General features: G+C 63.6%; 10 protein-coding genes. 2 read left to right on the forward strand and 8 right to left on the reverse strand.

Features of this window, described 5'->3' with window-relative positions; translation table 11 throughout:
• Nucleotides 1-60: 60 nt before the first annotated feature.
• A complete protein-coding gene (locus tag Q1A85_RS10760) occupies nt 61-2253 on the forward strand; it encodes a primosomal protein N' (RefSeq protein WP_299688404.1) in 2193 nt (730 codons plus the stop codon).
• A 157-nt stretch (nt 2254-2410) separates the two neighbouring features.
• Here the strand turns inward: Q1A85_RS10760 and ileS are convergent, their stop codons facing one another.
• From ileS to Q1A85_RS10790, 6 genes are all read right to left on the reverse strand, one after another.
• Nucleotides 2411-5377, reverse strand: a complete 2967-nt coding sequence (gene ileS / locus Q1A85_RS10765; RefSeq protein ID WP_299688407.1) for an isoleucine--tRNA ligase — start codon at nt 5375-5377, stop codon at nt 2411-2413.
• Nucleotides 5378-5655: 278 nt separating this feature from the next.
• On the reverse strand, nt 5656-8370 hold the full coding sequence (locus Q1A85_RS10770) for a DUF2339 domain-containing protein (RefSeq protein ID WP_299688410.1): 2715 nt from the start codon (nt 8368-8370) through the stop codon (nt 5656-5658).
• A gap of 199 nt (nt 8371-8569) precedes the next feature.
• A complete protein-coding gene (locus Q1A85_RS10775) occupies nt 8570-10186 on the reverse strand; it encodes an FAD-dependent oxidoreductase (protein WP_299688413.1) in 1617 nt (538 codons plus the stop codon).
• 6 nt (nt 10187-10192) lie between these two features.
• Entirely contained in the window at nt 10193-11197 is a 1005-nt protein-coding gene (locus Q1A85_RS10780; RefSeq protein ID WP_299688416.1) for a TIGR01620 family protein, read from the reverse strand.
• Nucleotides 11197-11646 carry a GNAT family N-acetyltransferase gene (locus Q1A85_RS10785; RefSeq protein ID WP_299688419.1) on the reverse strand — a complete coding sequence of 150 codons (450 nt, stop codon included), beginning with the start codon at nt 11644-11646 and terminating at the stop codon, nt 11197-11199. The genes Q1A85_RS10780 and Q1A85_RS10785 overlap by 1 nt, the downstream gene beginning before the upstream one ends.
• Entirely contained in the window at nt 11643-13055 is a 1413-nt protein-coding gene (locus tag Q1A85_RS10790) for a YcjX family protein (protein WP_299688422.1), read from the reverse strand. Before Q1A85_RS10790 ends, Q1A85_RS10785 begins: the two co-directional genes overlap by 4 nt.
• Nucleotides 13056-13155: 100 nt before the next feature.
• Between Q1A85_RS10790 and truA the strand changes: the two genes are divergently transcribed.
• Complete coding sequence (truA, locus tag Q1A85_RS10795; protein WP_299688424.1) at nt 13156-13923, forward strand: tRNA pseudouridine(38-40) synthase TruA; 768 nt, start codon at nt 13156-13158, stop codon at nt 13921-13923.
• Here the strand turns inward: truA and Q1A85_RS10800 are convergent.
• Both Q1A85_RS10800 and Q1A85_RS10805 read right to left on the reverse strand, forming a co-directional pair.
• Nucleotides 13920-14420, reverse strand: coding sequence for a hypothetical protein (locus Q1A85_RS10800; protein WP_299688427.1), 501 nt, complete (start codon nt 14418-14420; stop codon nt 13920-13922). The genes truA and Q1A85_RS10800 overlap by 4 nt on opposite strands.
• Entirely contained in the window at nt 14417-16060 is a 1644-nt protein-coding gene (locus Q1A85_RS10805; RefSeq protein ID WP_299688431.1) for a hypothetical protein, read from the reverse strand. The genes Q1A85_RS10800 and Q1A85_RS10805 overlap by 4 nt, the downstream gene beginning before the upstream one ends.
• Between the last annotated feature and the right edge of the window lie 81 nt (nt 16061-16141).

Raw genomic sequence — 16141 nt, forward strand, 5'->3', positions numbered from 1 at the left:
GTTGTGATGGCTTTACCTCATGGCGGGTGAAGTCGGAACCCCTCATATGTTGGCGCTAACATGACGCCGTCCTTTTATGATGAAGGTGCGCTGGTCGCGGTGCTGACCACGCAACCGCTGGACCGGGCGCTGGACTACAAAGCGCCCGAAGGCGGGTGCCATCTGGGGGCCTTTGTCGAAGTGCCGCTGGGTCCGCGCAAGGTGATCGGTGTGGTCTGGGGTCCGGGCAAGGGTGACTATGACTATGCCAAAATCCGTTCGGTCATTCGCGTGCTGGACGCGGCACCCATGCGTGACGAAATGCGCGCGTTTCTGGAAAAGGCAGCCGCCTACACGCTGACGCCAATGCCTGCGATGTTGCGGCTGGCCACACGCGCGCCGGGTTTGGGCGATCCGCCATCCATGCGCAAAGTGTACCGGCGCGGTCCGTCAGAGCCGGACCGGGTGACGGACGCACGCAAACGCGTGCTAGAATTTCTCAGCGAATACGGTGATTTATCGTTCACTCTGAAAGAGCTGGCTGAACTGTCTGGCGTGACATCCTCGGTCATTAAGGGGCTGGTTAAACAAGGTGCTGTCGCCGAAGAGGACAGCCCCCGCGATTTGCCGTTTCCACCGCTGGACCCGGAACGTCCGGGCAAAGCGCTGACCGATGATCAGGCGCTGGCCGCTGGCCAGATTGCAAATGCTGTTGCCTCAAACACTTATGGCACGACCTTGCTGCGCGGTGTGACGGGATCAGGCAAAACGGAAGTCTACCTTGAAGCAGTGGCTGCCTGTTTGCGGTCGGGGCGGCAGGCACTGGTGCTCTTGCCGGAAATCGCGCTGACGGCGGAGTTTCTGACACGGGTCGAAGCGCGGTTCGGCGCGCGCCCCGCCGAATGGCACTCGGGCGCGACCATGACCGAACGGCGGCGCATCTGGCGGATGGTAGGAATGGGACAGGCGCAGTTGGTGATCGGCGCACGTTCAGCGCTGTTCCTGCCCTACCAGAACCTCGGCCTGATCGTCGTAGATGAAGAACATGACACCTCCTACAAGCAAGAGGATGGTGTCCTCTATAATGCGCGGGACATGGCCGTGCTGCGTGCGTCACTGCTGGGGGCGCAGGTGGTGCTGGCCTCTGCCACACCATCATTGGAAAGCTGGGCCAACGCAGAAAGCGGCAAATATGCCCGCGTCGATCTGGAGGCGCGGTTTGGGCCCGCCGTGATGCCACAGATGCGCACCATCGACATGCGGACCGAGGCGCTGCCATCGGGACGGTGGGTGTCCGACACCCTCAAACGCGCGGTAGAGGCGCGGCTGGAGGCGGGCGAACAGGCCATGCTGTTTCTCAACCGCCGGGGCTATGCGCCGATCACATTGTGCCGGGCCTGCGGGCATCAGGTGGGCTGTGATCAATGTGACGCGCGCATGGTCGAGCATCGATTCCTCAAGCGGTTGATGTGCCATCAATGTGGCGAGACAAAACCGCTGCCAACCATATGTCCGTCCTGCGAGGCAGAGGACCGTATGGCGCCGGTCGGCCCCGGCGTCGAGCGATTGGGCGAAGAGGCGGTGGAACTGTTCCCGGATGCGCGTGTGGCGGTGCTCAGTTCCGACATGTATGGCTCGGCCCGTGCGTTGAAGGCCGAGATCGAGAGCATCGCGGAGGGTGCCGCGGATGTCATCATCGGCACGCAATTGGTGGCAAAGGGTCACAACTTTCCGTCGCTGACACTGGTTGGTGTGATCGATGCGGACCTCGGCTTGCAGGGGTCCGATCTGCGTGCCGCCGAGCGGACCTTTCAACTTATGCGGCAGGTGGCGGGCCGCGCAGGCCGGGCGGAAAAGCCGGGCACAGCCCTTTTGCAGACATACCAGCCAGAACATCCTGTCATCCGTGCCATCCTTGCGGGGGACGAGGAGGGGTTCTGGCGCGCAGAAGCTGCCGAACGCGAGGCGGCAGGTGTGCCGCCCTACGGCCGCATGGCAGGCATCATCCTGAGCGGGCCGGACGTGGCGCAAGTGTTTGACGCGGCAAACGCGCTGGCGCGAAACACTGCACCGCTACAACGTGTCGGCGCGCAGGTCTTCGGCCCTGCACCAGCCCCCATCGCCCGCATTCGTGGACGCCACCGCGTGCGGTTGCTGGTCAAGGCAGGCAAGGGTGTCGCTTTGCAAGGGGCAATTTCGCGATGGGTCGGGCAGCTGCGCCTGAAAGGCGATTTGCGGCTTGCGGTCGATATCGACCCACAGAGTTTCTACTGATCCAAAGGACCGCTGCGCGGATGCCATTATTAGGGGGCGCGCCCCCGTCGCTGCCGCGACTCCCCCGGGATTTTTTTGGGGACAGAGACAAGGCACACTTGGTTTTGGGATGGGCCGTCTGTGCAGCCCATCCCACAGGGCACAGCAAAGCGCGCGCCTAGCTGAGCGCCGCTTCGCAGCGACCGCAGACGCCATCGTGGCTGTGCGTACCCACATCAGGAAGCACTTTCCAGCAGCGTGCGCACTTGGCACCTTCGGCCCGTTCGAACACTACGCCAACGCCCGGAACTTCTGGCAGGCGAAACGCTTCGTCAGGAGACGGGTCTGTTGTGACACTGATCTGCGAGGTGATGCAGATGTCGGCAAAGGGGAGCGCCCGCAGGTTTGCCGCGAGATCTGCGTCTTCGACATGCACCACCGGTGCCGCCTCAAGCGATGCGCCGATCACCTTATCGGTGCGCTGAATTTCCAGCGCCGCGGTGACCGCTCTGCGCGCGCTGCGGATCGCGTTCCACTTATGTGCAAGCGCGTCGTCGCGCCATGTCGCAGGCGTGTCCGGCATATCGACGAGGTGGACCGATGCGTCTTCGCCCGGATGCCGCTCCAGCCACACCTCTTCCATGGTGAAGACGAGGATCGGTGCCAGCCACGTGGTCAGGCGATGGTAAAGCAGATCCAGAACCGTGCGGGCCGCACGCCGTTCAGACGTGTCACCGTCGCAATAGAGCGCATCCTTGCGGATGTCGAAATAGAAGGCCGACAGGTCGACAGTCGCAAAGGTGAACACAGCCGAGAACACGCGTTGGAAGTCGAACGCGCCGTACCCGTCGCGCACTGTCTGGTCCAATTCGGCCAACCGGTGCAGCACCCAGCATTCCAATTCCGGCATTTCGGTCGGGTCGACGCGATCCGCGTCGGTAAAATCGGCCAGAGAGCCCAACATGAATCGCATGGTGTTGCGCAGACGGCGATAACTGTCGGCCACACCTTTTAGGATTTCCGGCCCGATCCGCTGATCTGCAGTATAGTCCGTTTGCGCCACCCAGAGCCGCAGGATGTCGGCCCCGTATTGTTTGATCACCTCGTCCGGCACGATAGTGTTGCCGATGGATTTGGACATCTTGAAGCCCTTTTCATCAAGCGTCATCCCGTGTGTGACCACATTGCGGTAAGGTGCGCGGCCCGTTGTACCCACGGATTGCAGAAGCGACGAATGGAACCAACCGCGGTGCTGGTCAGTGCCTTCCATGTAGACGTCGGCCACGCCATCCTCGGACCCGTCTGCGCGGTCGCGCAGGACAAAGGCGTGCGTGGAACCGGAATCGAACCAGACATCGAGGATATCGGTCACCTGCTCGTAGTCGTCGGGGTTCACGATCCCTTCGAGGAAGCGCTGCTTGGCCCCTTCGTCATACCACGCGTCGGCGCCTTCCGCCTCAAAGGCGCTGGTGATGCGCCGGTTGACCTGAGGATTGCGTAGCAGGAAATCGTCATCCGTGGGCAGTGCGCCCTTTTTCGTAAAGCATGTGAGCGGCACGCCCCACGCCCGTTGCCGCGACAACACCCAGTCCGGTCGCGATTCCATCATCGAATACAGACGGTTGCGCCCCGATCTGGGCGTCCAGTTCACATTGTCGATCTCGGTCAGGGCACGTTCACGGATCGTGGCGCCATAGGTGTCCTGCCCGTCGCCGACGGGCTTGTCGATGGCGGCAAACCACTGTGGCGTGTTGCGGTAGATCACCGGAGCTTTGGAGCGCCAGGAATGCGGATAGGAGTGCTTGATCTTGCCACGGGCCAAGAGCCCGCCGACCTCTGCCAGCTTTTCGATGACCGCGGCGTTGGCGTTACCTTCCTTGCCGTTGGGTTTCAGGATCGCCTTGCCGCCAAAGAACGGCAGGTCGTCGCGAAACCGCCCGTCGGGGTTCACGTTGTAGGTGATCACCTGTTCCAGCATCCCCAACTCACGGTAAAGTTCGTATTCCTCCATCCCGTGGGAGGGCGCGCAATGGACAAAGCCGGTGCCTTCGGTGTCGGTGACAAAATCGGCGGCGCGAAAGTCGCGGATGTCGTCCCATTCACCGCCTGCACCCTCGGCCCCTTTCAGGGGGTGGCTCAGCGTGATGTTTCCGAGTTCGGTAGCAGAAACGTCCCGCAAGCGACGATACATAGTGTTGTCCAGCCGCGAACGTTGCATAACATCGGCAGCGAGGTTGTCGGCAAGGATGTAACGATCACCGATGCGCGCCCAGCAGTCCTCGGGCCGACCAGTGATTTCGTAGAGGCCGTATGAGATGCCGTCGCCGAACACCACTGCCTTGTTCGAGGGCATGGTCCAAGGCGTGGTGGTCCAGATCACCACATATGCGCCAACAAGGTTCTCGCCAGCGACGACGCCATCGCTCTGGGTTGGGTCAACCGGGTCGACACCAGTAATGTCTTTGTTCTTCGTATCTGAAACCCTGAACTTCACCCAGATCGTGAAGCTGTCCTTGTCGTGGTACTCAACCTCGGCCTCGGCCAGCGCGGTCTGTTCCACCGGCGACCACATCACGGGCTTCGACCCCTGATAGAGCGTGCCGTTCATCAGGAATGTCATGAATTCTTCGGCAATCACCCGCTCGGCATGGAAATCCATCGTCAAGTAGGGTTCATCCCAGTTACCGGTGATGCCCAGCCGCTTGAATTCCTCGCGCTGTACATCCACCCAGCCAACGGCGAAGTCGCGGCATTCGGCGCGGAATTCGTTGATCGGCACCTGATCCTTGTCGCGCCCCTTTTTGCGGTACGCTTCCTCGATCTTCCACTCGATGGGCAGGCCGTGGCAGTCCCAGCCGGGGATGTATCGGGCATCGCGGCCCATCATCTGGTGCGATCGGACGATCATGTCCTTGATCGTCTTGTTCAGCGCGTGCCCGATATGCAGGTGCCCATTGGCGTAAGGCGGCCCGTCATGCAGGGTAAAAGGCGCCCTGCCCTCCTTCTCCCGCAGCCGGTCATAGACGCCAATCCGTGCCCACCGCTCCAGCCAGCCGGGCTCGCGCTTGGGCAGGCCTGCGCGCATGGGGAAATCGGTCTTGGGCAGGTTCAACGTATCTTTGTAGTCGGGTGTGTCGGCGCACATGGGTGGCGTCCTTTGTCGGTAGTCTGTCAGTAAAACGGTGCGGTGCGGTGCGAGCAGGCTCAAGCACCTTTGCCCGGCGGCTCGATGGTCTGTCAGAGCGCCGGGGATATAATTCGCAGAATGATGATCACATGCATCATGCGCGGCGTTATAGGCACGCAGGATTTGCGCGGCAAGGCCCCCGTCTCTGTTCCTGAAAAATCCCGGAGCGCGAGGCAGAGCCTCGCTTCAACGCGGCTGCCGGAGGCAGACGCAAAACATCGTCCGCGCGCAAGCGCTCAATCAGGTGACGTCCGCGTTTGCGCCCAACGGTTGAGCCATGCAAGCCCCGCCAAGGACAGGCCCAGAACCACAAGGCTCAGCACCCGCGTTAACCCTTCGAGGCCGGAGATATCGATCAGGAACACCTTTGCCACCGCAGCGCCGATCACCACCAGACCGGCACGCCGCAGCAGGGCTGAATTGCGCGCAAGAGACTGATAAAAGATCAACGCCCCTGCAATCAGAAGTGCCAGCGTATAGCTCCACAATTCCGGCTGCAGAAATCCGTGGCGCAGTTCCATCGTCTCGGCCCCCTGCCAGACATGTCGCAGTGCCGTAAAGGCCCAGAACACCGCAAGCGCACCGCCGACAACAGCCAGCGTTGCCCGCAGGACAAAACGCTGCAGCGTCCACGCGCCAAGCAGCAGAACAAGCCCCGGCAGCAGATAGGCCACGATCAGCGTGTTGATCAGTGGCGGCCCCGCGACCTCCTCCCCCCAAGCGTCCAGAAGCGGGTTGAACAGAGTCAGAGCAAGTGCCAAAGCGCCAAAGCCGACCAGCCCGAACAATCCGGCAAGGGCCGCCCGCACAATGGCCAGCCGCCCGCCCAATCGATCAAGCCGCACAAGCTGCGTGAGCGCCAGCACCAACCAGATCACCGCATAAAGGCCCATGGCCCAATGCGTATCGCTGCCAGAGCCGTCCAGCATAGCGTCGAGCGCACGCAACAGCAGCAACGACACCAGCACACCGCCCGCAGACCATGCTGCCGTATCCAGCATCACCTGCGCCGTGACCCGCGGCAGGCCGCGCAACAGAACCAGCGATGTGACAAAGGCGGCAAGCGCACCACCGTACGCCAACAGCATTTCCCAAATTGCGGCGTCCTCCACGGCCCAGACAAGGCCCGGATTGACGATCAAGCGCGCGCCCACGGCAACCACACCGACCGATATGAACACCTGCATCAGTGGCAGGCCAAACCGCCGGTCCAGCGCCGCCGCAGCGACAACCGTTGCGGCCAGCGCCACGGTCAGCGCGGCTGACGACAGAATCAGCACGAGCGCGAACGTGATCGAGGCCAGCGCGGACAATACAAACACAGACACGCGCACCCGGTCCTCGCCGTCAACACGGGCAAATCGCGCGGCAAATCCCACCATGACCCCCGCCATGACAATCGCGTGCAGCGCCCACGCATACGCGCCAATGGTGTCCGCCGGTTGCCATGTGACCTCAAGCACGATGGCCATGGCAGGCGCCACAAGGGCCGCAGCAATGGCCCACGCCACGCCAAAACCGGGGCGCAGGGCGCGGCCAGCCGCCAGCGCGCTGAACCCAAGCCCAAGCCCCCACAACACCGTCACGGTCAGCGGGAATTCAGCCTCGGTTGTCTCTGCATAGGCGTCGGCAAAGGCGCGCCACACCGCGCCGCGGTCAAGCCCTTCATTGGCCACAAGGGCCAGCACCACCGCAACCGGCGCAATCGCCAAATCCTGCAGCGCCGGGCCACGCACCGACCAAACTGTCAGCGCCGCCGCAAGCAGCGCCAGTCCCGCCCATGCAGGCCAAAGCGCGCCCGCGACTTCCAGCGCCACAAACCCGGTGATCAGGCTGGATACCAGCACGGATCCCGCCGCCAGCCATGTGGGAAACACCGGCATCTTCTGGCCCTGTGACAGGGCCGATTGCACTGCGGTTGGTTCCGGATGATCCGGCCAGATGCTGCGCGCGGGGATCAAAGTGGCCAGCACGGCAATGCCAAGCGCAAACAATTGGAAGGCAAAGCCCAAAACCGCCTCAGACCCACCGAGATAGGTCAACATCCCCATGCCATAGGCCAAAACCACGCTCAGCACGGACACCCACGCCCACCGCCGCACCGTGTCGATCCCAAGACCGACCGCCGTTACAATCGCAAAATACAGATAGAGCCACGGCGTCGCGGGCACATCGCTGCCCACAAACAACGGTGCCCCAAACGCGCCGATCACACCAACCGCCGCCAGTAGCGGCCCGTTGAACCATCCCAGTACAACACCCAAGAGCCCAACCGCGGCAAGCCCGGCAAATGCCGCCTCAACGCCAATCAACCCGTACAGCAGCCGTGCCGCCGTCACCCCGCCAAAGAGCGACACGAGCCCCGCACCCGAAAAGACCGAAGGCAAATACGCAGTGGTCGCATCCGTTGCATCGCCAAATCGCCTACGGATTACCTCGCCCGCGCCGATCAGGGCTGCACCAAAGGCGAGGGCCGCCAGCACCCGCGCAGTTGGCGGCAGGTAACCGTTTTCGACGCCGTACTGGACCAGGAACAACCCGGCGAGCGCCAGTGACAGTGCCGAAACGGCATAGAACCAGTTCACGGCCAGCCACTGGAACAGGCGCGTCGCAAAGGTTGGGCCAACCGGCTCGGGTGGCGTCTTTTGCGTGGCGGTCCTGTCGGCTTGCCTCCGCGCGGCGATGACCTTGGCTGCGGCAGGTTCTGTGTCCTGCGGCTTTGCGGCGGGGGGGACGACCTCGGCCTTTGGTCGCACTGCGTCTAGGTCTGTGCGGTTCCGCGCGGGGGCGCGTTCAGTGGGCGTCTTTCGCGCATCCGCCATGAGACCGGCCATCTCACGCTCCAGCCGGGCCACACGCCCCTTGAGGCTGCTGTGGCTGATGAGCAGATAGATGACGGCAACGGGGATCGCGAGCACGGCGAGCCCCAACAACACCAACAGCCCTTCCATCGACCACCTCACATGTTCTGGTACTGCGCGAACCTAAGCCAATGCGGGCGGCGCGAAAAGCATGGTTTTCCAGACTGTTGTGCGCCAAAGCCCACCCGCAAGGCGGATTTCCGCACAGCATCCACCGCAAGTTCGGCACGCCAGAGCCTTTGGGCCCACTCCCAGCGCCCCAGTCCTGTCCGTGGTCAACACCACAGCGCTAGTCGTTGATGTGGCTCCAGACGGCGGACATCACCACAGACCCTTCGCCAACCGCACTGGCCACGCGCTTGACCGACCCCGCGCGCACGTCCCCCACGGCAAAAATGCCGTGGCGCGATGTCTCGTATGCGGTGCGCCCACCGGCGTCGCGCCCCGTGGGCACGAACCCCTTGTCATCCAGCGTCACAAGGCCCGACAACCATCCTGTGTTGGGCGCAGCACCGACCATGACAAACAGGGCGCGCGCAGGCAGATGCCAATCTTGACCCGACGCTTTGTCGCGGATCGTCACCCCGGTCAGGCGGTCGTCGCCCTGCAATTCGGTGGCTTCGGTGCTGGTGTGGATCGTGATGCGCGGATGGCTCTTTAACCGTTGCAACAGATAGTCGGACATGGAGCTTGCCAGCGACCCGCTGCGCACCAGCACGTGCACGTGCCGGGCCGTGCGCGCAAGGAACATCGCCGCTTGTCCGGCTGAATTGCCGCCCCCGATAATGGCCACTTCGGTATCCTTGCAGTAGCGCGCCTCGACATCCGTCGCAGCGTAGTACACGCCCGCCCCTTCGAACTCGCTGAGCCGGTCCAGCGGCATCTGCCGATACTGCACGCCGGTTGCGACGATCAAAGCCTTGGCCGAGACCCAATCATCTGTATCAAGCCGGATGTGGAACAGGTGCTTTTCACATTGCATCAGTTCCTGCGCGCGCACTGGTACCGCAAAGCGGGTGCCGAATTTCATTGCCTGTACTTCACCACGTCCCACCAGATCACCGCCGGAGATACCCGTGGGAAACCCCATATAGTTCTCGATCCGGCTGGACGTGCCTGCCTGACCGCCCACGGCCAGATCCTCAAGGACCACCCCACAAAGCCCTTCGGCGCCGGCATAGACACCCGCCGCCACGCCCGCAGGACCACCACCCACGATGGCCACGTCGAACACGTCCTCCTTGCGCAGCGCCATGTCGAGGCCAAGCGCGCGGGCCACGCCGCGCGGCGTGGGCGGGTGGATCACCTGATGTTTGGCAAAGATCACTGCCGGGCGCGCCCGGTCGATGCTGCACTGTTTGGCCAGCGCGTCGCCCTCATCGCTCTCGATTTCGATCTCGGCAAAGGGAATGCGGTTGCGCGCGGCGAAACTGGCAATGCGGCGCACGTCCCGGTCCACTTCACCGCCGATAAGCGTCAAACTGGCCTCGTCCACCTCGACCATGCGGCGTCTGCGGGCGGCGAAGACGCTGATGATGATATCGGACATTTCGGGAATGTCGGACATCAGTTGCAGCATGGCGTCGCGTTTGACGCATAGCAGTTCGGTGTCCTGCACCGCACGCCCCGTCATGAACGCGTGGCCGCCGGTGAGAAAGGCCAACTCCCCAAAAAACTGGCCCGGCCCCAACGTCGCATTGCCATAGCGTTGCCCGGTGCCACTGCTCACCGCCTCTGTCTCTCCCGACAGGAGATAATGGAATTCGGAAATGGGAGCGCCGGCTTTTTGGAACACCTCGCCTGCCTTGAGTGGCACCACGTGACCCACGCGGCGCATGGCCGCCACATGTTCAGAGGCGAGCGGGGTGCGCACCATCGTTTGCAGGTCAGCGGCAAAGGTTTCCATGGTTGATTATCCTGACATGTCGCGGGTTTGTGTTTGAAATAGACCACCAAGCGCCTGTTTCACCAGCGTGCGCGCCTTGGGCCGTTTTCCGTCGGCAAAAGCCAGCGGGCGGCACACTTCGATTGCGGCGACACCGACGCGCGCAGTGAGCGCCCCGTTCACGAGCCCCTCGCCGAAGCGGCGCGACAGCTTGCCGAGGATAGAACCACCAAGGATCGGCTCCAGCATATCATCGCCCACAGCAACGGCACCGGTGGCCACCAGATGGGTCATCACCGCGCGGGTCAGCCGCCAGCTGCCCAATGTGCCGCCACGCCCGCCATAGACCTCTGCGATCCGGCGGATCATGCGCAGATTGGCGGTGAGCGCTGCGACGACATCCGCCAGTGCCAATGGCACCAACGCTGTCACGGTGGCAACCTGCCGCGCCGCCGCCTCGACCTCGCGTTCGGCAGCGGCATCCAGCGGTCCCAGCATTTCGGTATCCGCAAGGGCCAACAGGCCGTTTGCATCCAACTGGTCGCCGCGCAACTCTGCCACGCGGTCACGGCCCCACTGCGTCTCGGGCCGATCGTGGTAGAGCGCGTCGAGGCGGTCCACAACGCGGCGCGCGCCGTGCAGGTCTTGTGCCGCAACCGCTTCGGCTGCGGCACGGCGCAAACCGTCGATCCGGGTGAGCCGCCTGAGCGCGGCAAGCTCGCGCAGAGCAATGATAAGCAGCACCGCAATCAGCAGACCAAAGAGCCCGGCAAAGGCCCAACCCAGAACAGGTTGCCGTGCGATCCACGCCGTCACAAAATCCCAAGCGGCGGTGCTGAGCACCGCAACCAGCAAGGCCGCCACGACACCCCAAAGCCATCGCGCCAGCCGCGAGGGCCGCCTGCTGGCGACCTGAGCCGCAGCCTGCATCGCAGCCCCGCGCGGAGCGACAGGATCAGGCACCGGTGGCGCATCTGCAACCGACGGTGTGTGTGTGTCATCCAGTTCAATCAGTACCGGGCCCTTGGCCATCACGTGCCCTCCTTTGTCCAGAGCATCCGCATGTCGGGCAGCTTTTCGTCATTTCGGGCCCCATCGGTACGCGCGACCTCTTTGAACCCGTGGCGCTTGTAGAACTGTTGTGCGCGCGTATTGGCCTGAAAGGTCCAGAGGCTGAGGCGGGTCGCTTGCGATTGCACCTGTTGCAACAGCGCGGATCCGATGCCCCGTCCGCACATGTTCGACGCCACATAGAGCGCTTGAATTTCCGCGTCGGCACAGGCGATGAAACCGGTGACGTCACCGTCCGTTTCCGCCACATGGACCCAGCCCCGTTCGATCATCATTCCCGCAAATCCAATATCTTCGGCGGCCGTGTGAATGCGGGGCATCCAGTCGGTTCCGATGGCAAAGGCCGACAGGATCGCACCTGTGGCCCCGGCATCCGTAGGCTGGGCCGGGCGTAAGACGATCCCGGTCACAACCTGTCTCCGATCAGGAACTGCGCCGCTTGGTCGAGCCGGATATGCGGTGGCCCGTCACCGGGTTTGAGCGTCATGTCCCCCGGCGCAAAGCGCATCACCTCGTAATCCGCACCGAGCCAGTCGCGCGCGCCGGATTGGCCCGGTGTCAGGATGTCGGCGGGGTCTTCGGGCAGGGTTCCGGGATAGAACGCCGCCTGTTTGCCTGTCTCCAACAGCGTGCCGCGCACCACGTCCAGCTGTGCGCCGTCATGGGTGATCGTGTCTTCGGTCGTGGCACGCAGGGCGGCGATGGCCATGGCCGCCGTATCCGCGCCAGCAAAACGCGCGCGATCACGGGCGTCACGGGTCAGCGCCTCCATGATGGCGGTGAGGCGCGCGTGTTGGGTGTGGTGGATGTGATCGGCCTTAGTTGCCGCAAAAAGGATCTTTTCTACCCGGCGACCACGAAAAAGCTGGGTCAGGAACGCATTGCGCCCCGGTCTGAAGGCACCAAGGATGTCGGCCATACCTTGCCGCATATCCTCGACAGCGGCAGGACCGGAATGGATTGCGCCCAGCGCATCGACCAGAACCACCTGACGGTCGATGCGGGCAAAGTGATCGCGAAAGAACGGGCGCACGACTTGTGCCTTGTACGCCTCGAACCGGCGGGCCATTTCCCGGCGCAACGACCGGCGCGGAGCCTCACCCGGCGGCAGCGGGGCAAAGGTCAGCACCGGTGATCCGGCCAGATCCCCCGGCAGCAGAAAACGCCCGGGCGTGCAATCGTAGAACCCGGCGGCGCGGGCGGCGGTCAGGTAGGCGGTGAAACTGGCCGCCAACCCCTTGGCCACAACCTCGTCCAGACGCGCGGCACCGTCAGCGCTGGACGCGACAGCGGCGTAATCCGCCCCTTCGGCGCGCGCCGCAACACGGGCCAGCGCGATCTTTGACCAGTCCTCGTAACTCTGATCCAGCAGGCCCAGATCGAGCAGCCATTCGCCGGGATAGTCGATGATATCCAGATGCAGCGTGCGCGGCCCCTGCAACCCGGCCAATAGGCCCGCCGGTTGCACCTTAAGCGACAGGCGCAATTCGCTCACCGACCGAGTGCTGTCAGGCCACTGAGTTGGGGTGCCCAGCAGGCTGGCCTTGTGCGCTTCGTAATCGAAGCGCGGGATGGTGTCGTTGGGTTGGGGTTGCAGGAACGCCGCGTGAACGCGGCCTTCTGCGGCGGCCAGCAGGTGTGGCATCCGGCCCCTGTCCAGCAGGTTGGCCACCAGCGATGTGATGAACACCGTTTTGCCCGACCGGGCCAGACCGGTCACGCCCAGCCGGATGGTGGGCGTGCCCAGCATATCCGCTCCGGTGTCGTATATGCCCTGCGCCGTGTTCAGCAGCCCATCGGCAAGTGTCGTGAGAACCACCGCGCAATCTTCCTTTTGTCTTCCCGCGCAACATAAGGGCGGCGGGCCTGCCTCGCCAGTGCCATTGCAGCGCGCAACGACGCGCGCTAGGGACGCGGCCATGCCACGTTACGCGCTCAAGGTCGAATATCACGGCGCACCCTTTGCCGGGTGGCAGCGTCAGGCTGACCAGCCGTCCGTACAGGGTGCCATTGAGACGGCCCTGTCCCGGCTGGAGCCGCGTGACCACACCATCGCCGCTGCCGGCCGCACGGATGCCGGTGTGCATGGGCTGGGTCAGGTGGCGCATTGCGACATGGACAAGGACTGGGATCCGTTTCGCCTGTCAGAGGCGCTGAACCATCATCTAAAGCCTGATCCGGTTGCCATCGTGGCCTGTGCCCATGTGCCCGAAGACTGGCACGCCCGGTTTTCCGCGATCGAACGGCGCTATGTGTTTCGTCTGCTCATGCGGCGCGCGCCAGCAACCCACCTCAAGGGGCTGGTGTGGCGCGTCAACCAACCGCTGGACATCGCCGCCATGGACGAGGCCGCGCAACGACTGGTGGGACGACATGACTTTACCACCTTCCGGTCATCAATCTGTCAGGCCGACAGCCCGCTCAAGACGTTGGACCATTTGCGCGTAACCCGCGTGGATGGACCGCACGGGCCCGAGGCGCGGTTCGACGTGCGCGCGCGGTCGTTTCTGCACAATCAGGTGCGCAGCTTTGTCGGCACGTTGGAGCGCGTGGGGGCAGCGGCATGGACAGCGCACGACGTCGCGGACGCGCTTGCGGCGTGTGACCGCGCGCGGTGCGGCCCGGTGTGCCCGCCGGACGGTCTCTACCTTGCCGGGGTGGGCTATCCGGACGATCCGTTTGCCTAGTCAGTGTCCATGAGGTTCGCGCCCGCACCCATGGTGCGCGACGCCTCGCTGTCGGCCACGTAGGTGCGCGCGGCCAGCGCGCCTAGATCGGCATCCAGATCCGCACTGACCAACAGCCGTTCCGTGCGTGCGCGCGTGCTCGGCGCACTGAGATCGAGCGCCGCCAGCACCGTCTCTCCGCTTACATCCACAGCGGTGCGGCACGGTAGCCCCACCAACCAGCTGACCAGCAGCGCGCGTTGCGCCGCGTCCGGTTCGACGGTCTTGATCGGGCGGGGCGAGACCGAGGCCGCTTCGATCACCTCTTCCACCCGTTGGGCCAGTGCCACGATCCGCTCGGGCGCATCCAGCGCTGATTGCAGCGGCGCCTCGGCCCCGCCATCGGCCAAATGCCTTGCCAGCATAGCGCCAAAGGCCAGCGATTGTGCCGATGGCACGCCAGCGCCTGCCGCCGCCCGTGTGGCCAGCGCCTGCACTTCGGTCCAGGATCGGCTCATGCGCTCATCACCGGCAACCACCAATCATCCCTCTCTTCGTTCAATTCATCACCAAGGGGCGCACCCTGCGCGAGGGTAATGCGCGTCCACAGATCTGATTTAGGGTCGAATTTGGTTGCGCCAAAGAAGCTGAGCTTGCATCGCAGCATATCTATGGGGCGGCACGTCGTCGCAATCAGATTGTCGCGGATTTCGGAATACGGGTGGTGCGCGCATATCGCGACCCGGTCCACCGCGTGTTTATGGTCCGGAAACTCGCGCAGGAACGCGCTGACCGGTTGGTCGATTTTAGGCAGGTCGCCAAACAAGTTTTTGACCCTGCGGGCGATATCAAGCGGGGTTTCCAATTCTGCACCCTCTTCGGCAAAACGGTCGCCCAGACGTGGTTCCAGCTTGTCCGCACTCACATACCAGAAACGGCGACAGGCCTCTGAATCGTCAAAGTCAATCTCAAGCGCCCAAGCCCAATCCTGTATGACCGCAGCGCGCAAGGCCTCGGTTCCGGAAAATGGGCGGGGCGGGTGGCCAAACGGGTCGATCATGCAATCAGCCAGGCCATCTACGATGTCACCGTTCAATTCCAGCAACAGCGCCAGAACCAGCTCTTGCAAAGCGACACTGCCTGCCTGCGCCAGTGCCCAGACCTCCGCATAAGGGTCACGCGCGGACAGATCGGCAAAGTGCAGCCGAAAGCCCCCCCACTCGGCCTCCAGCGCGCGCAGCGCCGCTTCGTCGGGCGTTGATGGAACGTGCCAGTCCGACAGGTGTCCCGCCACACGATCGCCAAGCCGCGCGGCGCGTTTTCGGGTTTCGGGAAAGATATTCGCCACCGCCAACACCCGCGCCAGTGCAGTTTCGCGCGCCACCATCCAGTTGTTCAGCAAAACAGGGTGCGTCACAAGGAATGGCGCCATGCCGAGTCCAGTGGCGTTGCCCACCCCGATATGCCGGGCGAGGCCGCGATCCAGCGTCCCCTGCCCCACATGCTGGACCAGATCGATGCTGAATTGCCGGATCAGGTAGACTGCCAGCATTTCGGCGGCAAAAGCCCCAGACAATTCGGGCCGGTCCTCGATCAAGTGGCGGTCTGCGATGCCGAACTTGCCATTCCCGTAGACGGCTGTGGTCCGCATGACATAACCAATCTCGCCGATACGGCTGGCCGAGGGTTGTCCGCCTGCGCGCAGCGCCGTGACGATCTCGGACCACAGGCGCATCGATTTGTTGGCGCGGCTCAACACGAGGTCGCGCGGTTCAAAACGGCCCGCCTCTTGGCGCGGAGCCTGTGCCGCCACGCGGGCGATATCGGCGTCGGTGGGCACACCGTCAAATAGCACGAAAGCCGCGTCCCATGCCGTTGCGATGACCCGGTCGCTGCGTGACGCATCATCCAGCGGTTTCGACACGGAGATCAGCGCATAGTCTCTGCCGCCCAAAACCACCCGATGAACCGAAGTGCCGAACCCGTCGGCGCACATATCCCAGTGCGTCCGTCGAACCACAGCCCGTTCAGCGCACAGCCTGCGGGTCAGCACGCGCAAAAAGCTCAGGCGCGTGGGCATCATCGCACCCATCCGCGCAAGCCGCATCACCTCATGCGGCGGGCGCAGCGGTGGCATTGGGTTTGTGGTGTCTTTCATGCCGCAAGTAGGCCGCAGGATGCGGGCCGTGCGCAAGCGTTTTCCGGGACGGAAAACAGCCGAAAAACGACGTGGCTTGCG

It is taken from the genome of uncultured Tateyamaria sp., from assembly GCF_947503385.1.
In the GTDB taxonomy this organism is placed as follows: domain Bacteria; phylum Pseudomonadota; class Alphaproteobacteria; order Rhodobacterales; family Rhodobacteraceae; genus Tateyamaria.